Annotated in this window: 26 protein-coding genes, 1 other RNA gene and 1 pseudogene; 7 read left to right on the top strand and 21 right to left on the bottom strand. The window is 73.1% G+C overall.

Going from position 1 to position 26,719, the window contains the following annotated elements; all coding sequences use genetic code 11:
- Window position 1: 1 nt before the first annotated feature.
- Genes JT723_RS02865 through JT723_RS02855 form a run of 3 tightly spaced genes read right to left on the bottom strand, consistent with a single transcriptional unit; the run spans window position 2 to window position 2,601 of the window.
- Window positions 2-1,096: a serine hydrolase domain-containing protein gene (locus JT723_RS02865; RefSeq protein WP_205042695.1), complete on the bottom strand. Its 1,095-nt coding sequence runs from the start codon at window positions 1,094-1,096 to the stop codon at window positions 2-4.
- Complete coding sequence (locus JT723_RS02860; protein ID WP_033174792.1) at window positions 1,062-1,256, bottom strand: hypothetical protein; 195 nt, start codon at window positions 1,254-1,256, stop codon at window positions 1,062-1,064. The genes JT723_RS02865 and JT723_RS02860 overlap by 35 nt, the downstream gene beginning before the upstream one ends.
- Before the next feature lie 40 nt (window positions 1,257-1,296).
- Window positions 1,297-2,601, bottom strand: coding sequence for a multidrug effflux MFS transporter (locus JT723_RS02855; RefSeq protein WP_205042694.1), 1,305 nt, complete (start codon window positions 2,599-2,601; stop codon window positions 1,297-1,299).
- A 69-nt stretch (window positions 2,602-2,670) separates the two neighbouring features.
- On the opposite strand from JT723_RS02855, the gene JT723_RS02850 reads away from it, so the two are divergent.
- A complete protein-coding gene (locus tag JT723_RS02850; RefSeq protein ID WP_205042693.1) occupies window positions 2,671-3,684 on the top strand; it encodes a Gfo/Idh/MocA family protein in 1,014 nt (337 codons plus the stop codon).
- Between the two features lie 22 nt (window positions 3,685-3,706).
- Here JT723_RS02850 and JT723_RS02845 read toward each other — a convergent pair whose 3' ends face one another.
- The 8 genes from JT723_RS02845 to JT723_RS02810 form a co-directional block, all read right to left on the bottom strand.
- Window positions 3,707-4,015: a 4a-hydroxytetrahydrobiopterin dehydratase gene (locus tag JT723_RS02845; RefSeq protein ID WP_205042692.1), complete on the bottom strand. Its 309-nt coding sequence runs from the start codon at window positions 4,013-4,015 to the stop codon at window positions 3,707-3,709.
- Between the two features lie 255 nt (window positions 4,016-4,270).
- Window positions 4,271-5,485, bottom strand: coding sequence for a cytochrome P450 family protein (locus JT723_RS02840; RefSeq protein WP_205042691.1), 1,215 nt, complete (start codon window positions 5,483-5,485; stop codon window positions 4,271-4,273).
- Window positions 5,482-6,024 (bottom strand): GTP-binding protein, encoded by a 543-nt coding sequence (locus tag JT723_RS02835; protein ID WP_205042830.1) that lies wholly within the window; start codon window positions 6,022-6,024, stop codon window positions 5,482-5,484. Before JT723_RS02835 ends, JT723_RS02840 begins: the two co-directional genes overlap by 4 nt.
- A gap of 109 nt (window positions 6,025-6,133) precedes the next feature.
- Window positions 6,134-6,547, bottom strand: coding sequence for a DUF742 domain-containing protein (locus JT723_RS02830; protein ID WP_205042690.1), 414 nt, complete (start codon window positions 6,545-6,547; stop codon window positions 6,134-6,136).
- Window positions 6,544-6,969, bottom strand: coding sequence for a roadblock/LC7 domain-containing protein (locus JT723_RS02825; RefSeq protein ID WP_205042689.1), 426 nt, complete (start codon window positions 6,967-6,969; stop codon window positions 6,544-6,546). The genes JT723_RS02830 and JT723_RS02825 overlap by 4 nt, the downstream gene beginning before the upstream one ends.
- The gene (locus tag JT723_RS02820) at window positions 6,966-8,318 is read right to left on the bottom strand and encodes an ATP-binding protein (RefSeq protein WP_205042688.1); all 1,353 of its coding nucleotides are present in this window, start codon (window positions 8,316-8,318) and stop codon (window positions 6,966-6,968) included. The genes JT723_RS02825 and JT723_RS02820 overlap by 4 nt, the downstream gene beginning before the upstream one ends.
- A gap of 169 nt (window positions 8,319-8,487) precedes the next feature.
- Window positions 8,488-9,720 (bottom strand): ROK family protein, encoded by a 1,233-nt coding sequence (locus JT723_RS02815; RefSeq protein ID WP_205042687.1) that lies wholly within the window; start codon window positions 9,718-9,720, stop codon window positions 8,488-8,490.
- Window positions 9,721-9,844: 124 nt separating this feature from the next.
- Window positions 9,845-10,411 (bottom strand): ATP-binding protein, encoded by a 567-nt coding sequence (locus tag JT723_RS02810; protein ID WP_205042686.1) that lies wholly within the window; start codon window positions 10,409-10,411, stop codon window positions 9,845-9,847.
- A 442-nt stretch (window positions 10,412-10,853) separates the two neighbouring features.
- On the opposite strand from JT723_RS02810, the gene JT723_RS02805 reads away from it, so the two are divergent.
- Entirely contained in the window at window positions 10,854-11,600 is a 747-nt protein-coding gene (locus JT723_RS02805; RefSeq protein WP_205042685.1) for a VOC family protein, read from the top strand.
- 130 nt (window positions 11,601-11,730) lie between these two features.
- Here the strand turns inward: JT723_RS02805 and JT723_RS02800 are convergent, their stop codons facing one another.
- A complete protein-coding gene (locus JT723_RS02800) occupies window positions 11,731-13,080 on the bottom strand; it encodes a glycoside hydrolase family 16 protein (RefSeq protein WP_240164901.1) in 1,350 nt (449 codons plus the stop codon).
- Window positions 13,081-13,559: 479 nt separating this feature from the next.
- Between JT723_RS02800 and JT723_RS02795 the strand changes: the two genes are divergently transcribed.
- A complete protein-coding gene (locus JT723_RS02795) occupies window positions 13,560-14,732 on the top strand; it encodes a glycoside hydrolase family 12 protein (protein ID WP_205042684.1) in 1,173 nt (390 codons plus the stop codon).
- 66 nt (window positions 14,733-14,798) lie between these two features.
- On the opposite strand, the gene JT723_RS02790 is transcribed toward JT723_RS02795, so the two are convergent.
- Entirely contained in the window at window positions 14,799-15,371 is a 573-nt protein-coding gene (locus JT723_RS02790; protein ID WP_205042683.1) for a CGNR zinc finger domain-containing protein, read from the bottom strand.
- A 38-nt stretch (window positions 15,372-15,409) separates the two neighbouring features.
- Between JT723_RS02790 and JT723_RS02785 the strand changes: the two genes are divergently transcribed.
- The 3 genes from JT723_RS02785 (at window position 15,410) to JT723_RS02775 (ending at window position 18,854) form a co-directional block, all read left to right on the top strand.
- Window positions 15,410-16,696 (top strand): MFS transporter, encoded by a 1,287-nt coding sequence (locus JT723_RS02785; RefSeq protein ID WP_205042682.1) that lies wholly within the window; start codon window positions 15,410-15,412, stop codon window positions 16,694-16,696.
- A gap of 55 nt (window positions 16,697-16,751) precedes the next feature.
- The gene (locus JT723_RS02780; RefSeq protein ID WP_240164900.1) at window positions 16,752-17,708 is read left to right on the top strand and encodes a hypothetical protein; all 957 of its coding nucleotides are present in this window, start codon (window positions 16,752-16,754) and stop codon (window positions 17,706-17,708) included.
- A gap of 129 nt (window positions 17,709-17,837) precedes the next feature.
- On the top strand, window positions 17,838-18,854 hold the full coding sequence (locus JT723_RS02775; RefSeq protein ID WP_205042681.1) for a LacI family DNA-binding transcriptional regulator: 1,017 nt from the start codon (window positions 17,838-17,840) through the stop codon (window positions 18,852-18,854).
- A 20-nt stretch (window positions 18,855-18,874) separates the two neighbouring features.
- Here the strand turns inward: JT723_RS02775 and JT723_RS02770 are convergent, their stop codons facing one another.
- Window positions 18,875-19,513 (bottom strand): NAD(P)-dependent oxidoreductase, encoded by a 639-nt coding sequence (locus JT723_RS02770; RefSeq protein WP_205042680.1) that lies wholly within the window; start codon window positions 19,511-19,513, stop codon window positions 18,875-18,877.
- Window positions 19,510-20,553 carry an EamA family transporter gene (locus tag JT723_RS02765; RefSeq protein WP_205042679.1) on the bottom strand — a complete coding sequence of 348 codons (1,044 nt, stop codon included), beginning with the start codon at window positions 20,551-20,553 and terminating at the stop codon, window positions 19,510-19,512. The genes JT723_RS02770 and JT723_RS02765 overlap by 4 nt, the downstream gene beginning before the upstream one ends.
- A 79-nt stretch (window positions 20,554-20,632) precedes the next feature.
- Here JT723_RS02765 and JT723_RS02760 point away from each other — a divergent pair, with 79 nt between their 5' ends.
- Window positions 20,633-21,529 (top strand): LysR family transcriptional regulator, encoded by an 897-nt coding sequence (locus JT723_RS02760; protein ID WP_205042678.1) that lies wholly within the window; start codon window positions 20,633-20,635, stop codon window positions 21,527-21,529.
- A 21-nt stretch (window positions 21,530-21,550) separates the two neighbouring features.
- Here the strand turns inward: JT723_RS02760 and JT723_RS02755 are convergent, their stop codons facing one another.
- The 6 genes and pseudogenes from JT723_RS02755 to JT723_RS02730 all read right to left on the bottom strand — a co-directional run.
- Window positions 21,551-22,216 (bottom strand): dihydrofolate reductase family protein, encoded by a 666-nt coding sequence (locus JT723_RS02755; RefSeq protein WP_205042677.1) that lies wholly within the window; start codon window positions 22,214-22,216, stop codon window positions 21,551-21,553.
- Window positions 22,216-22,752, bottom strand: coding sequence for an SRPBCC family protein (locus tag JT723_RS02750; protein WP_205042676.1), 537 nt, complete (start codon window positions 22,750-22,752; stop codon window positions 22,216-22,218). Before JT723_RS02750 ends, JT723_RS02755 begins: the two co-directional genes overlap by 1 nt.
- Window positions 22,753-22,755: 3 nt before the next feature.
- Entirely contained in the window at window positions 22,756-23,097 is a 342-nt protein-coding gene (locus JT723_RS02745; protein WP_205042675.1) for an ArsR/SmtB family transcription factor, read from the bottom strand.
- A 94-nt stretch (window positions 23,098-23,191) separates the two neighbouring features.
- Window positions 23,192-25,015 carry a tetratricopeptide repeat protein gene (locus JT723_RS36040; protein ID WP_205042674.1) on the bottom strand — a complete coding sequence of 608 codons (1,824 nt, stop codon included), beginning with the start codon at window positions 25,013-25,015 and terminating at the stop codon, window positions 23,192-23,194.
- Between the two features lie 165 nt (window positions 25,016-25,180).
- Window positions 25,181-25,583, bottom strand: an RNA gene (gene rnpB / locus JT723_RS02735) — RNase P RNA component class A.
- Window positions 25,584-25,608: 25 nt separating this feature from the next.
- Window positions 25,609-26,460: pseudogene (locus tag JT723_RS02730) on the bottom strand (ribonuclease domain-containing protein); the annotation flags it as partial.
- Between the last annotated feature and the right edge of the window lie 259 nt (window positions 26,461-26,719).

Below are 26,719 nucleotides of genomic sequence, written 5' to 3'. Positions count from 1 at the left end.
GTCAGGCGCCCGCGGGCAGCGCCCGTGCCAGCCGGGTCGCCGCCGCGGCCCTGGGCGCGCTGCCCTGGGTGTGGCGCACCGGGTGGACGGTGTTGGCCAGCAGCACCAGGAAGGCGCCCGAGGCCGGGTCCAGGACCAGGCAGGTGCCGGTGAAGCCGGTGTGGCCCAGGGCGCCGCGGCCCGCCAGCTCGCCCATGAACCACGCCTGGTCGGTCTCGAAACCGAAGCCGGGCAGCACCGGCAGGGTGCCGTCGAGCAGGGCCGCAGCGAACAGCGCCAGGTCCCACGCGGTGGAGAACAGCCCGGCGTGGCCTGCGACGCCGCCCATGGCGTACGCGTTCTCGTCGTGGACGGTGCCGCGCACCATGCCCCGGTCGAGCTTGCCCCAGGGGCGCCGCTGGTCCTCGGTCGCGGCGGTGCGGCCCCGCCAGGACGGCGGCGGCGCGAAGCGGGTGGACGCCATGCCGAGCGGCCCGGTGATGCCGTCGGCGACCAGGTCGTCCAGCGGGCGGCCGGTGACCTGCTCCAGCACCGTCTGGGTGAGCAGCAGGTTGAGGTCGGAGTAGCAGCGCTGCTCGCCGGGCGGTGTACGCGGCTGCTCGGCGGCCAGGGCTGCGGCGCGCTGCTCGGGCCCGGCAAGCTCGTAGAGCGGCAGCTCGGGCTGCAGGCCGGAGGTGTGGGTGAGCAGGTGCCGCAGGGTGATGCCGGGCTGGAGCCGGGGGACGTACGTGGCGACCGGCGCGTCCGGGTCCAGCCGCCCGGCCCGGACCTGCTGGACGGCGACGGTGCTGGTGAAGAGCTTGGTGAGCGACGCCAGGTCGAACACCGTTCCCGGCCGCATCGGCTCCTGCCGCCCGGGCGGCAGCTCCACCCCGCGGCCGGTCAGCTCGTCGTACGACCCGTAGCGCGCCGCCCAGCCGACGGCCTCGTGCAGCGCGACGACCCGGCCGCGCCCGGCGAGCACCACGGCGCCCGCGCACCACGCGGGGCCGGGCGCCGTCTCCAGCGCGGCCGACAGCCCGGGGACGATCCTGCCGATCTCGTCGGCGTCGAGACCCGCCTCAGGGCAGGTACCTCTCGACAGCGGCGGGGCCATGCTCCTCCAGATCCTTGCGGGCCTTCTCGATCAGTTCCGGGGTGCAGTCCCGGCCGGAGGCCATGACCAGGTCCTCCGGATCGACGGTGCTCTCGGCGCCGGTGTGCAGTGAGCTGTCGGCTGTCTTGAACGCCCAGGTGCGTTCGTCCGGATCGGACATCGCTTCCTCCTGCTGGCCTCAGGCCGTTCGCCTTTCCGGCCTACGGTCCCTCCACGGTACGTCGGCCCGGGACACACAGCCCAACGAAGGCGGCGCAGGCGATGAGTGTGCAGGTCAGCTGGGTGATCGCCATCGGAATCGCGGTGCCGTCGCCCGCCACCCCGGCGAGCGGCGCGATCAGCGCGCCGATCAGGAAGGACGACGTGCCGATCAGCGCGGAGGCCGCCCCGGCGTTGCGCTTGGTCCGCAGCAGCGCCTGCGTGTTGGTGGTGGGCAGCACCAGGCCCATCGACGCCATCAGCACGAAGAGCGCGGCGGCGACCTCGGCGAGCGAGGCCCGCCCGAAGACCCCGGTGGTGAGCAGCACCAGCGCGAGCGAGGCGGCGGTGATCAGCGCCAGGCCCACCGCGAGCACCCGGTCCATCGGGACCCGGCCGACCAGCACCTTGCCGTTGAGCTGGCCGATGCCGACGATGCCGATGGAGTTCAGGCCGAACAGCAGGCTGAAGGTCTGCGGCGAGGCGCCGTAGATGTCCTGCACGACGAAGGACGACGCGGACACGTACGTGAAGAGGGCCGCGAATCCGAAGCTCCCGGCGATGACGTAACCGGTGAAAACCCGGTCGGCGAGCAGGCCGCGGAAGGCGCCGAAGGTGCCCGCCAGCCCGCCGGGGTGCCGCTCCTGCGGCGGCAGCGTCTCGCCCAGCGATCGCCACACCACGGCGGTCAGCAGCACCCCGATCGCGGTGCACACCACGAAGACGCCCCGCCAGTCGGTGAGCCGCAGGATCTGGCCGCCGATGACCGGTGCGACGATCGGGGCCACCCCGGAGATGAGCATCAGGGTGGAGTAGAAGCGTGCCATCTCCACCCCGTCGTAGAGGTCCCGCACGATCGCCCGGGAGATCACGATGCCCGCGGCGCCCGCCAGGCCCTGCAGCAGCCGGAAGCCGACCAGCAGCGGGGCGGTGGGCGCCAGCGCGCACACGGCGGTGGCCAGGACGTAGACGACCATCCCGATCAGCAGCGGCCGGCGGCGCCCGAAGCGGTCGCTGAGCGGGCCGACCACCAGCTGGCCGAGCGCCATGCCGGCCAGGCACGCGGTCAGGGTGAGCTGGACGGTCGAGGAGTTGCTGTGCAGGGCGTCGGTGACCTGGGGCAGCGCGGGCAGGTACATGTCCATGGACAGCGGCGGCAGCGCGGTCAGACCGCCGAGTACCAGGGTGACGAGCAGGCCGACGCGGGCCTGGCGGCCGGCGGCGGGGGTGAGGGTGGCGGAAGCGGTCGGGGCGTTGGCCTGAGCGGGGGATCTCGGCCCGGCGTCCTGCACGGTGGCACTCTCCATCGGGGTCGTTGAATCGTTGCCTATTCTTTCAGTCATCGGGGACGCCGAGACGACGTTTATGAGGCATCGATGAGTGACGTGCAGCGCACAATCCGCTGGGGCATCCTGGCGACCGGCGGCATCGCCGCGACCTTCACCGAGGCGCTGGCCACCGTGCCGGGCGCCGAGGCCGTCGCGGTGGGCTCGCGCAGCCCCGAGGGCGCCAAGGCCTTCGCCGAACGCTTCGGCATCCCCCGGGCGTACGGCAGTTGGGCCGAACTGGCCGCGGACGACGCGGTGGACGTGGTCTACGTGGCCACCCCGCACTCCGCGCACCGGGCCGCCGCCGGGATCTGCCTCGAAGCGGGCAAGGCCGTGCTGTGCGAGAAGGCGTTCACGATCAACTCACGCGAGGCGCGCGAGCTGGTCGACCTCGCGCAGGACCGCGGGCTCTTCCTCATGGAAGCCATGTGGACCTACTGCAACCCGCTGATACGGCACCTCGCCGCGGTCGTCGCCGACGGCGCCATCGGGGAGATCCGCAACATCTCCGCCGACTTCGGCTTCGGCGGGGACTTCCCGCCCGAGCACCGGCTGCGCGACCCCGCACAGGGCGGCGGCGCACTCCTCGACCTCGGCGTCTACCCGGTGTCCTTCGCGCAACTGCTGCTCGGCGAACCCGACAGCGTGCACGCCTGGGCGCACCTGACGCCCGAGCGCGTCGACGACAACACCGGCATCCTGCTGGGCTGGAACGACGGCGCCCTCGCCACCTTGACCTGCACCTTCGCCGCGGACACCGGAGCGCCCGCGACGGTCACCGGGACCCGGGGCCGCATCGAGATCCCCGAGGGCTTCTTCAACCCCGACCGCTTCGTCCTGCACCGTCAGGGCGAGGCCCCGCACACCGTGCACTTCTCCGACGTCACCGACGACGGCCTGGACCGCGGCACCATGCGCTACGAGGCCGCCGAGGTCACCCGCTGCCTCCAGCAGGGGCTGACCCAGTCCCCGCTCGTGCCGCTGGCCGGCTCGCTGTCGGTGATGCGCACGCTGGACGCCGTGCGCGAGCGCATCGGCGTCCACTATCCCGGGGTCGACTGACCCCCGGCCCCTCTGCTGGGCGTTACTCGGCGCCGTGGCCCGGCGCGACGGCCTGGATACGGGCGGCGAGGTCGAAGTCCTTGCCGGTCAGCCGTCCGCCGGCGGCGTGCGTCGTGATCGCCACGGCGAGGGTGTCGTAGCCGAGGGTCAGGTCCGAGTGGTGGTTCAGCTCGTCCTGGATCCCGGCGACGTGCACGGCGAAGATCGCCGCAGGCAGGTGCGGAAGGCGGTACGTCCGCCGCAGCGTCCGCCCCTCCTCCACCTCCCACCCGGGCAGCTGCCCGAGCCTCGCCTCGACCTCTTCCGCGCCAAGCGCGTCCGCGTAACCCATGTCTTCATCCTCCCACGCGCCCACCGACCTGCCACTTGCAGTGACATCGCGCCTCCCCCGCCGTCCTGCCCGGTCACGCAGTTCGCCGCGACCCTGGGGGGTGCCCTCTCGCGCGGAGGGTGAGCGTTTTTTAGGGGGCGCGGGGAACTGCGCGCCCAGCCCGGGGGGCGGGAAAGACGCAACGCCACAGCACGTGGCACCCACGGAGGGCGCAACCCACCACCGGGGGAAAGACGTACCGCCGTCCGAGGAGGGCTATTCCTCCGCCGGAGGGGGCGGCTTCGGGGCCCAGGGGGTGAAGTCGACCGGGAGGGTCAGCAGGGAGCGCTGGAAGGGGCCTGGGCGCCAGCGCAGGGTGGAGGCCGGCCGAGCGAGCCGCATATCGCAGAGGCGGCTCGTGAGTTGCTCGACCGCCGAGATGGCGATGAGCATCGCCGGCTGCCTGGCGGGGCAGGAGTGCGGCCCGGCCCCCCACGCGAGGTGAGCGCTCTCGCTCGCCCCCCACGCATCGGTGGAACCCCCCGGCGACGACTGCCCGTTGGCGGCGGCGTAGGAGACCAGGACGAGTTGCCCGGCGCGCAGGCCTACCCCGTGGAAGGTCGTGTCGTAGCGCACGTAGTAGCCGGAGGACGTGGACTGCGGCGGGTTGCGCCACAGCACCTCGTTGATGGCCTCGTGCGCGGTCATGGCGCCGGCGTAGACGGAGCCGTCGTAGCGCGGGTCGGCGAGCATGTGGAGCAGTGTGTTGGCGATGAGGTTCGCGGTGAACTCGTAGCCGCCGCTGAAGGTGACGGCGATCTGCATGACCGCTTCGTCGTCGGTGAGGCCGACCGGGTGCTGGAGGAAGTACGAGGTGAGGTCGCGCTGCGGGCGGCGGCGCCGGTCGGCGACGAGGGCGCCGAGGATCTCGTTGAGTTCGGCGGTCGCGGACTGCGCGTCGTCGCCCGAGGCGAACATCGAGGTGAGCCGGTCGGCGAGGATCTCGCCTTCCGCGTCGGGGACGCCGAACCAGGTGTTGAAGACCCGCAGCGGTATCTGCCGGGCGTACCCCGTGACGAGGTCGCCGCTGCCGGCGGCGGCGAAGCGGCCGATGAGGGCGGCTGCGGCCTCGGCGACCTGGTTCTGCAGCAGGTGCGGGCCGAGCAGGCCGAGGCTCTCGCCGATGACCTTGCGGTGCCGTGCGTGGCTGTCGCCGTCGGAGAAGACGACGGCGGGGCGGTAGGCGAGCACCGAGCGGACCGGGGAGTCCTCGGGGATGGTGTCGGGCCAGGGCCGCGGGTCCTTGGAGAAGGTGTGGGTGTCGCGCAGCACGTCGAGTGCGGCCTGGTAGTCGGTGACGAGCACCGCCTCGGCCCCGGGGGCGATCTCGACGCGCGCCAGCGGCCCCTGGAGGCGCAGCTGTTCGTAGTGGAAGCCCGGGTCGGCGGCGAAGTCCTCGCCGTACAGCGCGGGGAGCGTACCGGCGGTCATGGCGCGTCCTGGGGCAGTCGGGTCAGTACGTACTCGGCGAGCGCGATGAGCGTGCCGATGCTGTCGCGGCGGTTGCGGGCGTCGCACTGCACGAGGGGGGTCTCGGGCGCCAGGTCGAGGTGCCTGCGCAGTACGTCGTCGGCGTAGGCGGGGGCGCCGGGGAAGCGGTTGACGGCGACGGCGTAGGGCAGGCCCTGCTCCTCGACCATGTCCATCACCGGGAAGGAGTCGGCCAGCCGCCGGGTGTCGGCCATCACCAGGGCGCCCAGCGCGCCGCGGGCGATGTCCTGCCACAGCGGGAAGAAGCGTTCCTGCCCCGGTGTGCCGAACAGGTAGAGCACCAGGTCGCCGGGGACGGTGAGCCGGCCGAAGTCGACGGCGACGGTGGTCGTGGACTTCTCGGGCAGTCCGCGCAGGTCGTCGTGGCCGACGCTGGAGCTGGTCATCACCTCCTCGGTGTGCAGGGTGGGGATCTCCGAGAGGGTGCGGATCAGCGTGGTCTTGCCGACGCCGAAGGGGCCGGTGACGACCAGCTTCATCAGGGTCTGCCCGGTGGAGGGCAGGTAGCGGACGGTCCCGGGGCCGGACTCGGGTCCGGCCTCGGCCCGCGGCTCGGACCGCGGTGGGGCGACCAGCGCGGTCGCCGGTTCAGGGGAGGGCACGGAGTCCAACGAGCAGCCTCTCGATGAGCGTTCGGTCGATCGCCTCGGCCTTGGGGACCGGCGACCGGGCGAGCAGGTGGCCGCCGCCGACGAGGTCGGCGGCCAGGAAGACGGTGGCGCTGACGGGCAGCCCCAGGTGGGCCGCGCATTCCACCACGGTCAGCGCGCCGGGGCGCAGGAGCGTCCACAGCCTGCGGTGTTCGGGGCCGAAGTCCGTCTCGGGCGGCTGCTGGTCGGTGGACAGCAGCACGGTGAGCCGGTCGAAGTCGGCGGTGCCGCGCGGGCGTTCCCGCCCGCCGGTGGCCAGGTAGGCGGGGACCAGGCGGCGCCCGCGGCCGCCTGGTGTCCCCGGTTCCGGCGCGGCGGCCGCCCCTGAGGTGCCGGGCCTGCCGGGTGTCATGGCCGGCCGGCTGCGTCCGGCTCGCGGGCGGGTGCGCTCATCGCTCTGGCCAGCGCGGCGACCTGTACCTGCATCTGGTAGGCGATGTTGCCCAGTTGGGTGTCGGGGGCGGCGAAGACCGCGAGCGAGGTGTTCTGCCCCGCGGGCACCACGATGGCGAAGCCCTGCTCGGACTCCACCACGGTCTGCGCCAGCCGCGGCGACTCGTTCTCGGTGAAGGCGGTGGTGAAGGCGCGGGCGGAGGCGTGCAGGGTGGCGGTCATCGCGGCCACCCGTTCCGCGGCCGCCCGGTCGAGGCCGGGTGAGGCCCCTTCCAGCAGGCCGTCGCCGGTGGCGATCAACGCGTGCTGGACGCCCGGGAGTTCGAGCAGCGGTTCCAGCACCCAGGCCAGGTCCTCTGCCATCGGTCGGCGGGTGGTCATGAACGGTCGTCTCCTTGCTTGTCGGCTGCGGCGGTTCCCCCGGTGGCGGTCGTGTCGCCTCCTGCCGCGGACCTGCCGCTGCGGGTGCCGTCCTGGAGCGCGCCCCACAGCGCGCCCGCCTGCTCTGGTGTGCGCGCCGCGGGTGCCTCGGCGGCCGGCTGGACCGGTGCGACGGGGCGGGCGGCGGCGGTTCTGGGGCTGCGGCGGCGGCGCGAGGGCAGCGGGGTGGCCTCGGCCATCGGCCCCTGGTCGCCGGCCGGCTCCTCCGCGGGCCTGGCCGGTGCCGCGGTCTCGGCCGGGGCGGGTACCAGCACGGACAGCGTGTGCTCCTCGTCGAGTACGGTCAGCAGCTCGGCCGGCACCCGCAGCATCGCCCGGACCCCGCCGTAGGGCGAGGACTCGACGTGGCAGGAGAAGCCGTACTGCCGCACCAGCCGGCCCACCACGGCGAAGCCGGCCTGCGGCGGGTTGCCCAGCTCGGTCAGCAGCAGCACCTCGGGGCCTGCCAGCAGCCGCCGGGCGCGGGCGAGGGTCTCGTCGTCCATGCCGATGCCGCCGTCGTCCACCACGATGAGCGCGCCGCGCCCGCCGCTCTGCTGGATCGTGACGGGCACCGCGGTGTCGGGGTGCGAGTACGAGGTGGCGTTGGCGAGGAGTTCCGCGACCGCGATGGCCAGCGGTTCCGCGGCCCGTGCGACGACCGCGAGGCGCTGCTCGCGCAGGTGGTTGGACATCTTGATGCGGGCGTAGCCGGCGACCCTGGACTGCGCGCCGATGACGACCTCGGCGAGCGGCGAGTCGCTGCGGGCCAGGCCGGGCCAGGCCTCGCAGAGCACCGCGGTGGCCTGAATTCGCCGCAGGGCCAGCTCGTTGCGGAAGTCCAGTTCGAGCAGCCGGGGGTCGTCGAGTTCGTGCTGGAGGTCCTGCAGGACGCTCTGGGTCTGGTAGAGCAGCGACTGCACCTTGGCGGTGGCGCCGCGCATCGCGGCCCTGGCCGCCGCGTCGACCCGGTCGCGTTCGCCGGCCGCGGCGGCGCCGGTCGCGGACAGCACGTCCCGCATCGCCTTGGCCAGCGTGGCGTTGGCCTCCTGCGGGTGCAGCAGGCCGGGTACAGGGGCGTGCTCGTGGGTCAGGGCGAGGACGGCGGCGGGGATGCGGTCGCTGGCGAGGAAGCGCAACTCCTCGATGGCGATCCGCAGTTGCTCGTCGGAGTTCTTGGCCCTGACCTCGGCGGTCTGGACGGTGGTCCGTGCCATCCGCACCAGTTGGGCGTCCCGCACGTGTCTGAGGGCGGACCAGATGCCACCGAGGACGGCGACCACGAGAACACCGATGAATGCTATGAGCACGACGCGACCCCACCCTGGAACAGTCTTGAAGCGTGATTATGCCGTGGCGAAATCCCGCCACAAGGTTTGGCGGCAAAATTCGTTGGAGATTCGTGCGGATCCGGAGCGTCTGCGCACCCGGTCCGCCTGCCGGACGGTCACATGTCGTCGCGCGGCCATCAGGAAGCTGTCACCGAACATCGGGTCGCGGCAGGCCGAGCGGGTCGTCGAGCAGCGGGGCCATGGCCAATTCCGCGGCGCCCACCAGCGGCGCGCGGTGGGCGAGCGCGGACCTGCGGTGGGTGTAGGGTGCGCGGCTGCGGGCCAGGCCGGTGGTGGCGCTGTACAGCTCGATCCGGTCGAAGGTGGCCTCGTAGATGTCCTGGAGCCCGCCGCCGAAGATCACCAGCCGCGGGCTGAGCACCACGGCCAGGTTGCCCAGGCCGATCGCCAGCCAGCGGGCCGCGTCGTCCAGGGCGCGCTCCGCCCGCTCGTCGCCGGCCGCCGCCGCCTCGACGACGCCGTGCAGCGAGTGGTCGGGCGGCACCTGCAGGCCGGCCGCCTCGGTGATGACGTCGGTGCCGATCTCGGTCTCCCAGCAGCCGCGCGCACCGCAACGGCACTGCCGCCCCTGCGGGTTGACGATCATGTGGCCGATCTCGCCCGCGTAGCCGCGCTGCCCGCGCACGGGCCGGCCGCCGCAGAACAGGCCGCCGCCGACACCGACGTTGGCCGAGATGTAGACGAAGTCGTCGTAACCGCGGGCCGCGCCGCGCGCGTACTCGCCGAGTGCGCCCAGGTCGGCGTCGTTGCCGACGGCGATCGGCACCCGCGACCAGGGCGGTGCCAGGCGGTCGGCGAGCGCCGCGGCGAGCGGCTCGTCGCGCCACTCCAGGTTCGGGGCGAAGCGCACCAGGCCGTCGGCCCGCCTGACCAGTCCCGGCACCGCGATACCGATGCCGGTGCAGCGCCCGGCGTCCGCCGCCGGTTCGCCCAGCGACTCGACCAGGCCCGCGAGCCGGCCGACGGTCTGCTCGAAGGGGGTGGGGCCGTCGGAGGGCGGCAGCAGGGTGCGTTCGGCGAGCACCGTGCCGCCCAGGCCCACCCGCTCGGCCCTGATCCGCTCCACGCCGACCTCCAGGGCGACGACCTGGGCGCGTTCCGGCACGGGCAGCACCATCGGCGAGGGCCGGCCGGCCGTGCGGTGGGTGCGCGGGATCTCCTCGCGCACCAGCCCCGCCCGGGCCAGGGCGGCCACCAGTGCGGCCGTGGTGCTGCGGTTGACCCCGGTGGCCCGGGTCAGCTCCGAGCGCGAGACGGCGCCTTCGGTGTGGACGCGGCGAAGGACGACGCTGAGGTTGTGCTGCCGCATCTCGGCGTGCGGCACATGGCCGCCCTGCAGGTGGTCCGGGGGGACGGACATGGCGGCCTCCTCGCCTGGGGGTCGCCCGCGGAGGCGGGCGGCGGCGCCGCGGTGAAGGGGGGCGGTCGGCAGCAGCCGGGGGGCGGCCGCCACGCGGACGTACCGTACGGGCGCCGCCCGGCGCTCAGGCGGGCGCGGGGCCTGCGAACTCGGCCCAGGCGAGCGTGCCGCCGGGGCCGACGTGGCGGCCGTGGGCCTGCGCGAGCGCCTGCACCAGGGCCAGGCCGCGCCCTCCGTCGCCGGGGTCGCGCTGCAGCGGCGCACCGCACGGTCCGCCGTCGGTGACCTCGACCCGTACGGTGCCGCAGCTCAGCCGGGTCATGTGCAGGCACACCGCGGGAAGGGCGTGGTTGAGGGCGTTGGTGACCAGCTCCGATATCACCAGGACGACGTCGGCGGCGGTCTCCTCCGGTACCTGCCAGCCGTCGAGCACGGCCTGCGCCGCCCTGCGGGCCTCGCAGCCCGCCTCGGGGCGGTGCGGCAGCGGGAGGCAGCCGATCCCGGTGTCGGTGCCTGACGCGGCGGTGTCCGTCCCCGCGCCGGTGTCAGCGCTGCCGCGGACGGGGTGCGGTACGCCGCCGCCCCGGGTGCCGGCCGGCCACGGAAGCCGTGACTGGCCGCGGCCTGCCCACTTCGGCGAGGGAGCCGGGCGGAGGGCCGAGGGTGCTGAGTCGGGGGAAAGGATGCGCATGTCGGTACCTGGGCGTGTAGGCGGGTCCCGGTCCGCCGCCCGAGGGCGGTGGGCGCGGCACTGGGTGCGTGACGCTCTGCGTCGGGGGCCGGTTTCGTCACCTCTGGAGGGCGCGGTGGCGGCACATGGCCACGGGCACATTCCACACTGCTTCACCTGCGGCCTTATTTGTTGTCGATCACCACAATACGACTAATCGTGAAAAACACACCCCCTTGCCGGGCGGAATGTTCCCCCCGGCCGCCCGGACGGGCGTCCCCGCAGGTCAGCGCGGTGCGGTCGGCGGGAAAAACCGCCGTCCCCCGCGTACCGGACGGGACTACCAGCCGGTACGCGGGAGCCTGTGGTCACGGTCAGTGACCGCATGCTGCTGTGGGTCCCTGCGAAGGGGGTCAATGGATCCCCCCCGCGCTCTGGTGAGCACGGGCCTACGATCGGGCGTATGGCGCTGCGACCCGTGCAGGTGAACATCAAGGCGGTCGACCACGCCGCGGTCGGGCGGTTCTGGGCCGCGGCGCTCGGGTGGGGGGTCGTCGGCGGGGAGGCCGGCGGGACGAGCTATGCGGGGCCGGGGGACGGGCTCGGGTGGCCGCCCGCGGTCGGCGTCGGGATCGACGTGGTCGGCGTGCCCGAGGCCAAGTCGGCGGTGAAGAACCGCGCACACCTGGATCTGGCCAGCACCTCCGGGCAGCACCAGCGGGAGTTGGTCGCGCGGCTGCGGGATCTCGGCGCGACGCCCGCCGACGTCGGGCAGGGCGATGTGCCCTGGACGGTACTCGCGGACCCGGAGGGGAACGAGTTCTGCGTGCTGGAGCCGCGGGAGGTCTACCGGGACACCGGGCCGATCGCCGCGGTGGTCGTCGACTGCGCGGACCCCCGGGCCATGGCCCGGTTCTGGGGCGGGGCGTCGGACTGGGCCGTGCACGAAGTGGCCGACACCCATGCGTCGTTGCGCTCGGCGGCGGGCGTCGGCCCGTACCTGGAGTTCCTGCGCAAGGCGGGCGGGAAGACGGTGCCGGACCGCGTCCACCTCGACCTGCTGCCCTACCCCGGTGACGACAAGGAGGCGGAGGTCGCGCGCCTCAAGGCCCTCGGTGCCGCCGACCTCGACGTCGGACAGGGCGACGTGCCGTGGACGTGCCTGGTCGACCCGGAGGGTCACGAGTTCTGCGTCCTCGCGCTGCCCTGACGCTGCGGGCCTGTGCGCACATGCTGTCGGGCCGCGCCCGCTTCCGGGTGGTCCTCGACGCCGCCGCATGAGGCGGCGCCCCGCCGCCCCGGCGCATCCGGCCGGGGCGGCGGTGCGAGCCGACCGTGCGCTAACCGCTGTAGGTGTACGTGAAGTGCGGGGTGTCGTACTGCGGGCCGTTCTTCTCGTACGTGAACCAGTACGTCAACACGGTGCCGTTCGCGAGCCCGTTGACGGTCTGCGTCCAGGTGCCGCCGCTGTTGGCCATCCGGAAGTTCTGCTGGCCCGCGCCGTTGACGAGGTAGTGCACGTCCACGTACGCGGCGGGCGTCGTCGGCACGAAGGTGATCCGCACCTGCCCCGAACCGGTGGTCGCCGCGCCCGCGGTGTAGTCGGGGGCGCTCGTACTGCCGCCGCTGGAGCCGCCGTTGGTGGTGCCGGACGTCGTGCCGGTGGACGTACCGGACGTGGCGCCGGTGGACGTACCAGACGACGTACCCGTCGATGCACCGGACGACGAACTCCCGCTGTTCGTGCGGTTGACGGCGATCCAGTCGACCGTCATCGCCGCGCCCGAGCTGATGTCGGCAGACGGCGAGGTGCACCCGCACACCTTGTTCGGGTACGAACCGCCGATCGCCACGTCGAAGATGGCGAAGAAGCCGTGGTCGACAGCGGCCTGCCAGGTGCCGGTCGAGACCTGGTTCTCGTTGACCGTGTACGTCACCTGCCCGTCGAGCAGGAACCGCAGCTGCTCGGCCGCGGTGTTGGTGCGGTCGATGACCACCGAGTAGGTGTGGAAGCCGGTCTGGCAGCCACTGCACGCCTGCAGCCCGCTGCTGATGCCGTCGGGGTCGTGGCACTCGCCCGCCCACACACCGCAGTGGAAGGTCGTCGAGTGCTGGCTCAGCGCGTTGACGTCCTCCATGATGTCCAGCTCGCCGATGCTCGGCCAGTTGGTCGCACCGACCGGGCGGGCGTCGGCGCCCATCGCCCAGAAGGCGGGCCAGTAGCCGAGGCCGCTGGCCGGTGCGGGCTGCTTGAGCGACGCGCTGATCTCCAACTGGCCGCCCGCGGGCGCCGCGAAGTCGGTGCGCTGGGTCTCGATCCGGCCCGAGGTCCAGTGCCCTGACGCGTCCTTGATCGGCTTGATCACCAGGTGCCCTGATCCGTCCTGGTAGACGTTGGCGGTCGAGTCGGTGGCCGTCTCGATCTCGCCGGTGCCCCACATGGTCGCGGCGCCCGGGTAGCCGTAGCCCGTACCGGTGTCGTAGAGCCAGTCGGCCCGGTTCAGGCCGGACCCCGACGCGCCGTTGAAGTCGTCGCTGAAGACCGTGGTCCAGCCGGCCGGCGGCCCCGGCACGGCCGCGGCGGCCGAGCCGCCGGTGACCGACAGGCCCAGGGCGCCGGCGAGAAGCAGCAGCAGCGCGCCGAGTACGGCCGGCAGGGCGCGCCGGCCGGCGGGTGCGTTCTTCCTCATGAGCATGGTGACCTTCTCCACTCGTGGGGTAGTCGAAGCGGTCGCGTCGCGAGCCGGGCCGCAACCGGCGCCGGAACCCCGTCCGTTCGGGATCCGCCTGCATCCGCTCGGATCCGTTCGGGAAGTGAAGGGAGAAGCCGTTTGAGAGCGCTCTCAGCCGCCAGGCTCGACATGGAGTGTCAGCGCGTGACGCGCACGCGTCAAGGCGCTGGACAAGATCGGCTTCATCGCCGCACGTCGGCGGGGGTTTCGGCGGGCGAGTCCGCCCACCCCGCAACCGCAGAAACACCCCACCCGCTACTCGCGCGTTCAAGCCGATACGTACGCAACTCTTGCCACACGTGCGGCCACCCCCCTATCGTCCCGTGCTCGGAGCGGTATGGGAGCGCTCCCATAATCGAATTCGTCGAAACCGAATGGGACAACTCCCGCCAACGCCTGCACATCCCCCCACCTCCGTGCCTGTCGAAAGGGACAGCATGAAGTCTCTGCAGCAAGCTCTCCGGTCCACCCGCAAGGCCGCGATCGCGGCCCTCGCCGCCCTCGGCGTCGCCGCCGGCGGCCTGATCACGCTGACCTCGGCGCCCGCGGCCCACGCGGACACCCAGATCTGCGACCAGTACGGCACGACCACCATCCAGGGCCGCTACGTGGTCCAGAACAACCGGTGGGGCACCACCGCGACCCAGTGCATCAACGTCACCAGCTCCGGCTTCCAGATCACCCAGGCCGACGGCTCGGTGGCCACCAACGGCGCCCCCAAGTCGTACCCGTCGATCTACAACGGCTGCCACTACACCAACTGCTCCCCCGGCACCAACCTGCCGGCGCAGCTCAGCTCGATCAGCAGCGCGCCGACCAGCATCTCCTACTCCTACGTCGGCAACGCCGTCTTCGACGCCGCCTACGACATCTGGCTCGACCCGACGGCCAAGAAGGACGGCGTCAACAAGACCGAGATCATGGTCTGGTTCAACCACGTCGGCTCGATCCAGCCGGTCGGCTCCAAGGTCGGCAGCGCGAACGTCGCCGGGCGCACATGGGACGTGTGGACCGGCAACAACGGCGGCAACGACGTGATCTCCTTCGTCGCGCCCTCGGCGATCAGCAGCTGGAGCTTCGACGTCAAGGCCTTCGCCAACGAGACGATCAGCCGCGGCCTGGCCCAGAGCAACTGGTACCTCACCAGCGTCCAGGCCGGTTTCGAGCCCTGGCAGAACGGCGCGGGCCTGGCCGTCACGTCCTTCTCGTCCTCGGTGAACCTCGGCGGCAGCTCGACCGACGGCGGTACCACGAACGGCGGTACGACCAGCGGCGGCACCACCGGCGGCAGCGGCTCGTCCGGCTGCAAGGTGACCGTCACCCCGCAGAGCTGGTCCGGCGGCTTCACCGCCAACGTCACCGTGGCCAACACCGGCTCCAGCGCCGTCAACGGCTGGAAGCTCGGCTTCACCCTGCCCTCCGGCCAGACGATCACCAGCGCCTGGAACGCGACCGTGTCCCCCTCCTCCGGCTCGGTGACCGCCACCAGCCTCGCCTACAACGCCCAGATCCCGGCCGGGGGCTCCCAGTCCTTCGGCTTCCAGGGCACCACCAGCGGCGCCTACGCCGCCCCCACCGGCTTCACCCTGAACGGCACGGCCTGCTCCTGATCCCCGCTCCCTGAGCCCCACCGCTCGACCCGCGCCGCCCGCCTGCCCGTCAGGCGGGCGGCGCTTTCATGCGCGGGCGCGGCGGTGGGCCGCGACGCGCTCGCGGGTGGCGCACCGGCGGGAGCAGTAGCGGCGCTCCGGGCCGCTGCCCTGGGCGACGAAGGTGTTCCCGCAGGCGGGGGACGCGCAGATCCTGCCCGGCGGGCGCTGCCGGTCCCAGACCAGGACGGTCAGGGCCATGCAGGACGAGGCGACGAGCCACTCGTCCCAGGGCGCGTCGTCGTCGCGGTCCAGATGCGGGTGCCACGGGCTGCCGCCGCCGTGCGAGGTCAGCCGGAGCGGTCCGGTGTGCTCCCGCAGCAGGCGGTTGAGCACGGCGGCGGCCTCGTCGGCGCTCCCGGCGGCGAAGACCGGTCGCAGCAGCGCGGCGGCGGCCCGCATCCCGGCGACGTCGTCGGCGGTGAGGTCGAGGGGTTCCGCCTCGCCGAACTCCCGGAGTACGCCGGCGACTTCCACCGGGTCCGGGCGGTCGGCGGCGAGGACGTTGACCAGGGCGGCGGTGCGCCGCGCGGCGGTCAGGACGGAAGACAGGGCGGACCGGTCGCCGCTCGTGGTGGGCACCCGGTGAATGTAACGCATCTTGCCGACTTCTGAGTTACCTCCGTAACGTCCTGGCCATGCAAAAGCGTTACGCCCTACGCCGCCATCTCGCCGGAGCGGTGGCGGCCCGCACCGGGGACGAGATGTCAGGCCCCGCGCTGCTGCTGGCGGGCTTCGCCCTGGCCGGGTCGGCCGTCGACGCGTCGTCGCTGCTCGCGTGCATCACGGTCTCCGCCGCCGTCGGCGGGCCGGTCCTCGGGGCGCTCCTCGACCGGGCGGGACGGCCAGGACGCCTGCTGGCCTCGGCACTTGCCCTGTACGCAGCGGGACTCGGGGCGATCCTGCTCGGGCTCGGCAGGCTCCCGTTCGCGGCCACCCTCGCGGTCGCCGTCGTCACGGGATTGCTGGGGCCTGCGTTGTCGGGCGGCTGGACCGCCCAACTGGCCGATGTCGTCAGGAGCGAAGACCTGTCCCGGGCGACCACGTTCGACGCGATGACGTTCGGCGCCGCGACCCTGGCGGGACCGGCGCTCGCCGGCGTCGCGGCGCAGACGCTGGGAGCCCCGACGGCCGTGCTGGCCGCCGCCGCGCTCATCGCCACCGCCGTGCCCGCCGCATGGCTGCTGCCCGCCCGCCACCGCGGGGCGCCCGACGCCGGGCCGTCGAGCGCCGGGTCCCCAGCCGACCGGCCCGCAGGCCCCGGACCGTCGGATGCCGGATTCCCACACGCGCCGCCGGGCACCGGGTCCTCGGGCGCCGGCTCGTCCGTGGTCCGTGATCTCGCCGCCGGGATGCGGGTCATCGCGGGGCGGCCGGCTCTGGCGCGGGCGACGTTCACCTCGGTCGTCTGCTGCGTCGCCCAGGGCATGCTGGTGGCCTGCGTCCCACTGCTCGGGGCGGAGGTCCTGGGCGGGGCGGGCCGCGGTGCGGTGCTGCTCTCCTGCACGGCGGTCTCGGGCCTGGCCGCGAACGCCGTCCTCGCCCGCTTCCCGCTCGCCCTCGCGCCGGACACCATCGTGCGGGCCGGCGCCCTCGTCCAGGCAGCGGCTCTGGCGCTGGCCGCCGCGGGCGGCCCCGCCGTGCTGGTCGTGGCCGCGCTCGTCGCCGGCGTCGGTGAAGGCCCGCAACTGGCCGCCCTGTTCGCCGTCCGCCACCGCGAGTCCCCCGACCGACTCCGCGGCCAGATCTTCACCACCGGCGCCAGCATGAAGACCACGGGGTACGCCCTGGGGGCCGCGGTCGCCGGCCCGCCGGCGGCCAGGTCGCTCACCGCCGCCCTCTCCCTCGCGGCGGGAGTGGCCGCCCTTGCCGCGCTGGCCGCCGCCGTCCCGCGGGCCGCCGTCCCGCGCGGTGACCTGCCGTAGCGGAGGGCGGCGTTCCCGCCGACGGGCCGCGTGCCGGCCCATAGACTCCGCTGTCATGCACATAGCCCGGAGATCCCCCGACCCGTCCGCCCACGTCCAGGCCCCCGCCGACGCCCGCCGCCAGGCGCACGTACCGGCTGTCGCCGCCCTCGCGGGGGCGGTGGCGCTGCTCGCCGGTGTCGCCGGGTGTTCGTCGGGGTCGGGCGGGGGCGGGTCCGAGGCGTTGAAGTCGCTGCGGCACATGCCGGCCGGTGCCGCGGCGAAGGCGGTGACGTACGTGGACACCGCCAGGGCGCGGGAGTTGGGCACGACGGACCCGAAGCGGTTCAGCCTCATCGGGAACCCCGCCAGCGCGGTGCTCGGCAGCTACACCGCGGGGCCGTGGGCGGACACCATGAAGCAGGACCAGATCGACGCGGCCGTCGACAGCGGTCAACTCGGCCACTGGGACGGCAGGTTCGACCCGGCCGCCATCGAGGCGTCGCTGCGGAAGAGCGGCTACACCGCCGACGAGCAGGACGGCGAGCAGGTCTGGAAGCCGTCCGACGGCTCGGGGCCGGTCTTCGTGATCGCCAAGGACCAGATCCGGTACTCCACCGAGGCCAAGGGCTTCTCCCCCACCGACCCCGCGCACGGGAAGTCGCTGGCCGACACGAAGGAGTATCAGGTCGTCGCGGGCTGCATGGGCGACGTCTACCGCGCCGACTTCAACACGCTGGCCACCGGGAAGCCGGTGCTGCTCAGCGGACTCGGCCAGCAGGCCGACGACTCGGGCAAGAACACCGAGATCCTGTGCGCGGCTGTCAAGGATGAGGCGACCGCGGACAAGCTGGCGGAGAAGCTCCGCGGCGTCATCACCAAGCAGAACGAGCGGTACGCCGGCGCCGAGGTGACCGTCACCAAGGGCGACCACCCGGTGGTGCGTACGACCGTCCCGGACACCTCCGCCCAGCGGCCGGGCCGGCTCTACATGTCCGACGTGCAACTGTGGATGGCCGTCGGCGACATGTGACGGCCGTCCGCCGAAGCAGCCGGCGTCGCCCGCGCGCCCACCCGGATTCCGCGCAAGGGTGCCCGCGTGGCTTTGCGCAGGCAAGATGAGCGGCGTCGGCTCCCTGCGGACGAGAAGGCGTTCCTGGCGATGGCACCTCGGCGGCGGCGCGCGACCACGATCACCGATGTGGCCAAGCTCGCCGGGGTGTCGATCGCTACCGCGTCCAAGGCGCTCAACGGCCGCGGCCAGGTGCGGCCCGAGACGCTGCAACGGGTGCTGCGGGCAGCGGAAGAGCTGTCCTACCAGCCCAACGCCCTTGCCCAGAGCCTGATATCAGGGCGGACCCGCACCGTCGGGCTGCTCACCGGCGACAGCGTCGGCCGCTTCGGCATCCCCGTGCTGCTCGGCGCGGAGGACGCCTTCGGCACCGGTGAGATGGCCGTCCTGCTCTGCGACGCGCGCGGCGACTCCATCCGCGAACAGCACTACATCCGCACCCTGTCGGCCCGCCGGGTGGACGGGATCATCGTCGTCGGCGAGAGCACCGACCCGCGCCCCTCGATCAGCCGCGACCTGCCCGTGCCCGTCGTCTACGCGTACGCCCCGTCCGCCGACCCCGACGACGTCTCGTTCGTGCCCGACGACGTCGGCGGCGCCCGTATCGCCGTACAGCACCTGGTGACCGCGGGGCGGCGGCGTATCGCGCACATCGCCGGGTCCCCGCACTACCGGGCCGCCCAGGACCGGGCCGCCGGCACCCTGGAGGCCCTGGCGGAGGCGGGGCTCGAACTGGCGGGCGGCGAGGTCCTCTTCGGTGCCTGGTCGCAGCGGTGGGGGCGGCAGGCCGCCGAGATCGCCCTCGCCGCCGAGCCCGGCATCGACGCGGTGGTCTGCGGCAGCGACCAGATCGCCGCGGGCTTCGTGGAGGCGGTACGGGAGCGGGGGCGCCGGGTGCCCGACGACATCGCGGTCATCGGCTACGACAACTGGGAGGTCCTGTCCGCCGAGACCCGGCCTCCGCTGACGACCGTCGACATGAACCTCGAAGTGCTGGGCCGCACCGCCGCGCAGTACCTCTTCGCCGCGATCGGCGGGCGGGCCGCGTCCGGGGTGCACCGCATGCCGTGCAGCCTGGTGATCCGCGACTCGACGGTGCGGCGGTAGCGGCCGGGGACCCCCGCCCGTCAGTATCCGACGGTGAAGTGCCGTACGCCGCCCGGCTGTTCCAGCTCGTCCAGCACCGCCACCGCCAGGTCCTCCGCCGAGATGCCGGACGTGCCGTCGGGACGGGTCAGCAGGGTCGTCGTCGCGCGGCGGTACGTGCCGGTGCGGGCGCCGGGTTCGAGGAGCGCGGGCGGGCTGAGGTAGACCCAGTCGGCCATGTGGGCGCGGCAGACGTCGAGTTGGGCGGCGCTGGCCGCCGCGGCGGCGCGGTACTCCGCCGGTACGTACACCGGGCTGTCGGCGACCAGGCCTTCCGGTTCCCCCGGCAGCCGCAGGGGTGCGGCGCCGCCGACGACCAGGATGCGCGTGCCGGCGGCGGCTGCCGCGTCCAGCAGGGAGTTCGTGGTCGCGGCCAGGGTTGCTTCGCGGCCCGCGGGCGGGCGGGTCGCGGCGACGACCACGTCGGTGCCGGCGTCGCCGAGCAGCCGGCTGATGCGGGCGGGGTCGTCGGCGTCGCCCTCGACGGCGGTCACGCCGTCCGGCACCGCGGCGGGGCGCCGGTTACGGAAGACGGCGACGAGGTCGTGGCCGCGGCGGGCGGCCTCGGCGAGGACGCGGGAGCCGACCATGCCGGCGGCTCCGACGACGGTGATCTTCAACGGGGTGTTCCCTTCGGGGTGTTCGGGGCGACGGCGGAGGGTTCGGCGGCGGACGGTTTGGCGGCGCCCGGCTTCAGGTCCACCGGCTCCGGGTCCGCCGGCTTCCGTACGCTCCCCGGCGGTGGCAGCTGCCCGGCCACGAGCGCGGCCAACGACAGTGCGAAGCCCAGGAGTTGGACGGGGCCGAGGGTCTGGTCGAGCACGGCGGCGCCGAGTACGGCGGCGACCAGCGGGGAGAGCAGGCCCAGCAGGGCGGCGGAGGTGACCGGCAGGGTGGTGATGCCCTGGAACCACAGGGCGTAGGTGATCAGCCCGCCCACCAGCCCCAGCCACAGGTAGCCCAGCGCGGCCTTCCCGCCGATCTCCGGCGGCGCCCCCTCGGCGAGGAAGGTCACCGGGAGCAGGAAGAGCCCACCCGCGGTGAGTTGCCAGCCGGCGAAGGCGGTGGGGCTGACACCGGCCGGACGGCCCCAGCGCCGGGTGAGCGTCACGCCGAGCGCCATCGTCGCCGCGCCCGCAAGTCCCGCCGCGATGCCGACGCCGTCGAGCGCCGCGTCCGGCCCGATCACCACCAGGCCGACGCCGGCCACCCCCACCACACCCCCCAACAGCCGCCAGGCGGACAGCCGTTCACCGAGGACGCCGACCGCGAGGAAGGCGACGGCGAGCGGTTGCGCGGCCCCCAGGGTCGCGGCGACGCCGCCGGGCAGCCGTTCCGCCGCGGTGAACAGCAGCGGCAGGAACAGCCCGATGTTCAGCACCCCGAGGGCCGCGGCCTTCCACCACCAAGTGCCGCGCGGCAGCGTCCTGGTGAAGGCCAGCGCGATCAGCCCCGCGGGCAGCGCACGCAGCAGGCCCGCGAACAACGGGTGCCCGTCGGGCAGGAGTTCGGTCGTGACGATGTAGGTCGTGCCCCATACGGCAGGCGCGAGCGCGGTCAGTGCGATACGCGGCAGGTTCGCGGGGCGGGCCGCCCCGCCGCTGCCGCGCAGGCCCCCGGTGCCGCCGCCGCCCGGTCTTTCGACGGTCTGGGTTGTCATGCCCACCAGTCTCATCGCGGGCGATCGATGAGTCCAACACATGTTTGTCACGCCATCGATCGCGATGCATCATGGATGCATGGAGCTGCAGCAGATGCGGTACGTCGTCGCCGTCGCCGAGACCAACAGCTTCACCCGGGCCGCGGAGCGGTGCCTGGTCGTGCAGTCCGCGCTCAGCCACCAGGTCGCGCGGCTGGAGAAGGAGCTGGGCGCCCGGCTCTTCGAACGCACCAGCCGCCGCGTGCGGCTGACCCCCGCGGGTGAGGCCTTCCTGCCCGCCGCCCGGCAGTGCCTGGACGCCGCCGAGCGCGCCGCGGCCGAGGTCGCGGCGGCCGTCGGCGAGGTACGCGGCCGCCTCGCGATCGGCCTGATCCCCACGGTCACCGCGGTCGACGTCCCCGCCGCGCTGCGCGACTTCCACGAGCGGTACCCGCAGGTGCGGATCAGCCTGCGCATCGGCGCGAGCGACGAACTCATCGAGCAGACCGCGGCTGGCACCGCGGACGTGGCCTTCCTCGGGCTGCCCACGACCAAGCAGCCGCGCGGCGTCGCCGCCCACGAACTGGCCCGCGGCAACCTCCTCGCGGTCGTCGCCCCCGAGCACCCGCTGGCCGGCGAACCCTCGGTGAGCCTGCGCCGGCTCTCCCGCGAGGTCTTCGTCGACCTCCCCGCGGGCACCGCCGGCCGCGCCCAGTCCGACCAGGCCTTCGCCGCGGCCGGCCTCACCCGCGACGTCGCCTACGAGGTCACCAGCGCCGACTACGTCACCCGCCTCGTCGCCCCCGGCCTCGGCGTGGCCCTCCTCCCGTCCGCGTACGCCCCCCACCTGAGCGGCGTCCGCACGATCGAGGTCACCGACGCCCCGGCCCGCGTCGAGTACGTGATCTGGAGCGCGACCGCCCCGACCCCGGCAGCCACCGCCTTCCTGACCCTCCTGACCACCACCACCCCGACCCTGGCCGCAGCCCTCGGCTGACCGGGCCGCGACCGTCCCGTACTAGCGCCTGTGCACCGCGTACGTCAGGTGGGTCACCCGGGGGGACGGCTCGGAGCGGATCTGTTCCAGCTCGACCCTCGATGCGTCCACGCCCTCGAACAGGCGGGAGCCGGCGCCGAAGAGGACGGGGGCCAGGGCGATCGAGACCTCGTCGACCAGGCCGGCGTTGACGTACTGGACGACCGTCTCGCTGCCGCCCGCGATGCGGACATCGCGGTCGCCCGCGGCCTCGCGGGCCTGGTCCAGGGCGCTGTGGATGCCGTCCGTCACGAAGTGGAAGGTCGTCCCGCCCGGCCGCTCCCAGGGGTCGCGCTTGTCGTGTGTGAGGACGAAGACCGGGGTGTGGAAGGGCGCCTCCTGCGGCCACGTCCGCTCACCGAGGTCGAACATGCGCCGGCCCATGACGCTCGCGCCGGTGCGCTCGAAGGTCTCCCGGGCGATGTCGTTGTCGCGGCCCTCCTCGCCGCCCTCGCCCAGCTTCAGGTTCTCCTGGAAGAACCGCAGCGGGAAGACCCACGCGTGCAGGGCCATCCACTGCGCCACCCAGCGGTCCAGCCGCGGGTCCTGCTCGCGCTGCTCGGCCGTGGCGGCGATGCCTTCCATCGACTCGGGCGCGCTGAAGCCGTCCAGGGACATCGATACGCTGACGAACACTTTCCCGGCCATCAGTGGCCCTCCTTCTCCCGGCTCCCCCGGACTTCCCGGTCCTGCCGGACGGACTCGGCGACGTACGCCGCCAGGTTGTCCAGCGTCTGCTGCCCGCCCTCGACGGCGTGGTACTTCTCGACGGCCTCGTCGCGCAGCTCCCTGCTGGGGAAGACGGTGCGCATCACGATCCGCGTCCCGGCGCCGGCGCCCTCCGAGGTGAAGGTCAGCAGCGACTCGAAGGCGTTCGGGTCGTCGCGCGACTCGCCGTGCACCAGGGCGATCCGCTCCGGCGGGACGATCTCGGTCCAGGTGATCCACTCCTGGTAGTCGGTGCCGTCAGGACCGTGCAGGACGAAGTCCCACACCCCGCCCTCGCGGAAGTCGAAGGACCGCGTGGTCGTGGTGAAGCCCGCAGGCCCCCACCACCGCCCCAGGTGCCGCACCTCGGTGAACGCCTCGAACACCAGGTCCCGCGGTGCGTCGATGACCCGGGAGACCACGATCTCCCGGTCGGCCACCGCCTCCGCCCGCGCTCCCTGCCTTGCCCCTGCCATCGGTCACTCCTCCTGACGTGTCTGCTTCAGGTCCTGCACGTAGGCGTCCAGCCGGTCGAAACTCTCGTTCCAGTACCGCTCGAAGCCGCCGACCCACTCGTGGATCGGCCGCAGCCCCCGCGCGTCCAGCCCGTAAAGCCGCTGCTTCCCGTCCCCCCTGACCCGCACCAGCCCCACCTCCCGAAGCACCCGCAGATGCTTCGACGCCCCCGGCTGACTGATCCCCAACTCCCGCGCCACATCCGTCACCGCCCGCTCCCCCGCCCGCAACAGCCCGAGAATCTCCCGCCGCTGCGGCTCCGCTATCGCGTTGAACGCGTCCGACGTCGTCGCTGCTCGTGCCATACCAGCCATCGTATTCCCATATCAGCATACGTCAAGCCGCCAGGCGCCCGGGGCGGCCGAGAACGTTGCATCAGCCCCGGGACCCTTGTCGGGTTCAGGCGTTGGCGCCGTCTGGGCGGGGCGGGAGGGTGGCGAGGAAGTCGGCGAAGCTGGTGACCTCTGGATCGCCCGGACCGAGAGTCGCACACAGGCGGGTAAGGGTGTCCTGACCCAAGGACCGCGCCGCCTCGTGATCACCGAGCCGCGACAGGGCGAACGCGAGAGCGATCGCCATGCGCAGGGTCACGAAGTGATCGCCTGCCAGTGCGCGACGGCAGAGCGGGAGCGTGTCCTCGGCCAGCTTGCGCGCAGCTTCGTAGTGTCCCAGTTCGTTGAGGGTGACGGCCACGTTGTGGGCGGTGACGAGTGTGTGCGGGTGATCCGGCCCGAGCACGCGACGGCGGCGGGCGAGCGTGTCCTCACCGACTTCCAAGGCGGTCTCGTTCTCCCCGAATTCCCCGAGCAGTAGCGCGAGCGCGCTCGCGGCGGCCAAGGTGTCGGGATGGTCGTCGCCGAGTGCCTCCCGCAGATACTTGTACTGCGCTGCGTCCAGTGCCATGTCCTCGCCCATGTTGTCCGGGATCGCGAGGAGCATTCTGGCCAGCTCGGTGGTCTCGGGATGGTCGTTGCCCAGCGTGGTGCGCCGGCGTAGAAGGGTGTCCAGGCACAGTGCCCGCGCCGCGTCGTAGTCGCCGAGCCGGGACAGAAGGGAAACGAGGGCTTCCGCGGTTCGCAAGGTCCGGAAATCGTCCGGTCCGAGGACGCGGCGGCGTCGGGCCAGCGTGTCCTCGGCCAGTTTGCGCGCGGCCTCGTCCTCGCCCAGGTGGGCGAGCGTGTACACCAGGTTGTGGGCGGCGATCAGGGTGTGCGGATGGTCGCTGCCCAACTTCTGTCGCTTGATCATCAGTGCCTGGCGAACGTGGTCGAGCACCCCCTCGCGGTCGCCCATACGAGCCAGGATGGTGACGAAGACCTCTGCGAAATCGACGGTCTCGGAGTGCTCCTCGCCCAGCGTGCTGCGCAGACGGGTGAGGGTGTCGCGGCCGAGCGAGCGCGCCGCGTCGTAGTCGCCGAGCCGGGACAGGGTCGTCACGAGGGCTTCCGCGGTGAGCAGGGCGCGGTAGTCATCGGCCCCCAGGACGCGTCGACGCCGGGCCAGCGTGTCCTCTGCCAGCCTTCTCGCGGCTTCGTGCTCGCCGTTGAGATTCAGGGAGCATATTAAGCCGTAAGCAGTTTCCAGCGTGTCCGGATGATCTGCCCCGGACACGCTGCGAAACCGTGCAAGCGCGTCCTTACCGTAATCGACGGCCACACGGTATTCGCCTGCCTTCTGGAAAGCGGCCGCAGCATCGGCGGTGGCGGACAGGGTCTGGGGGTGATCCGCGCCGAGGGTATCGCGTAACTCTGCGACATGCCTGAGCAAAGGCGCCGCGAGAGGGAAGGCCGCAAGCGCAGAGAGTTTACCTGCGGCAGAATGCTCCAACTGCTGCGATTCCGGCACCGTCATGCGGAATCCCGAACGCGTGAGGGTCACGTGGGTCATGCTGACGTGCTGCCAGTACGCCTGCTGCGTAGCCTCGTTGTAGAGAACCACCACGACGGGAATCTCATAGCCCAGCCAGTAGTCAAGCAAGCGCTTCTTCGCCCGGAACACCCAGCCGCGCTCACTCTTGGCCGGCTCGCGGAACCAACTCGCACCCGCTTTGATCTGCGCCGCAATCAGCTTGCCCGTCGCATTTCCCGCACTGGCAACCTCGATCACGGCATCGATGCCCACATCGGACTCATGCTGTTCCCGGAACTTCCATTGCAGTTCCCGGTGCACCAAGAGCCCGACACCGTGCACACCCGCTCTTCCCGTGTCGTCTGCGGTGGCCACATCAGGATGCTACAACGCGGGGGGGTGGGTATCCGTCGGACCTGACGGATGGGCAGTGGGCGTTGGTGGAGCCGTTACTCCCGCCGGCCCGGGAAATCGCGGGATACGAAACGCCCCGGGAAGAGGCCCCGACCGGGCCACAAGCCCAGCTCAGGGCATGGGCGGCAGACGAGTCGGGCTGTAGGCCGGGTTCTGTTCCCGGGGGCCTCGCGGCCCGTCGGGTGGCGGCCATCCATCTAGGGCTGCCGTTGCCGGCAGCCTCGTGCGGTCTACCCGCGGACTCGGGCGGGCAGCCCTCGGACGTCCGCGCGGGCGGCGTATCGCTACGACGCCCTCTTGACCTTGCTCCGGGTGGGGTTTACCTAGCTGCCCAGGTCGCCCTGGGCACTGGTGGTCTCTTACACCACCGTTTCACCCTTACCGGGGACCGAGGTCCCCGGCGGTCTGTTTTCTGTGGCACTGTCCCGCGGGTCACCCCGGGTGGCCGTTAGCCATCACCCTGCCCTGTGGAGCCCGGACCTTCCTCGGCAGGACCCGGGGGTCCTGACGCGGCCGTCCGCCCGGCTCGTCTGCCGTAACGCCATCGTAGTGGATCAGGCGGGGGCGAAGAGCACGCCGGGGCGGGCGGGGTCGGCCTCGGTGAGGCGGACGCGCAGGCGGTCGCCGAGCGGGAGGGGCGGGGCGCCGGTGGGGGCGCCCCCAGGCGAAGCTTTGGGGGAGGATTCGACGGGCGCCACGACCGCGAGGGTGTCGAGGTGGACGGTGCCCGCGGTGGGGCGGGTGTCCTTGACGTCGATCACGACGGCGTCGAAGACCTCGCCGACCCGGTCCTTGAGCAGCGCCGCCTCGACCAGGTCCAGGCTCGCGCGTTCGGCCTGGGCGGCCCGCCGGGAGCCGCCGGCCATTTCCGGCGGCAGCGCGTCGAGCGCGGCCGGCACCCACTCGGGCGGCGGGCTGCCGGCGGCAGCCGCCACGCACAGTTCGCCCGCGTAACGGTCGACGAGCCGCCGCAGCGGGGCGGTGCAGTGCGTGTACGGGGCCGCGACGGCCGCGTGCACCGCGTGCTCGGGGACGTGGCCGTCGCGGAAGACGGTGTAGCCGGCGCCCCGCAGCAGCGTCGTGCACTCCTGCGCGAATGCCGCGTCCCGGGTGCGGTGCGGGTCCAGGGCGCGGACGACCGCCGAGTACGGCGTGCCCTCCGGCCAGTCCGCGCCCAGCGCGTGCGCGACCCGGCGCAGCCGCGCCACGGAACCGTCGGGGGCGCTGGGCAGGGTCCGCAGGATCCCGGTGCCCGAGCGCAGCCGCAGGTCGGCGGCTGCCATACCGGTGAGCAGGGAGACCTGGGCGTTCCAGGCGTCGGCGGGCAGCGGGGCGCGGTAGCCGAGTACGTAGCCGCCGCCGCTGCGGGTGATCTCCTGCTCGGGGACGTTCAGGGAGATGCCGCCGCCCGCGCGGCCGCCGCCAGCACCTCGGGCGGGAAGTCCCCCGGCACTCCCGGGGCGGTACGCAGCGCGGCCGGCGCGGTCCGCAGCGCGGTGGCGTCTTGCACGGGAACGCGCAGGTGGCGGCGGGGCATGCCGCGGCATTACGGCCGCGGCGCGGGTGCGGCCGGGCACCACACCGCCCGGCCGCGCCGCGTAGGCTGGCGCGGGTCCGTCCGTGTGACACCCGCACCCGGGCCTGAGGCCCGCCCGCGGGACGCAC

It is taken from the genome of Actinacidiphila bryophytorum (assembly GCF_016916835.1).
In the GTDB taxonomy this organism is placed as follows: Bacteria; Actinomycetota; Actinomycetes; order Streptomycetales; family Streptomycetaceae; genus Actinacidiphila; species Actinacidiphila bryophytorum.
This window is presented reverse-complemented; position numbering and strand designations above follow the sequence as displayed.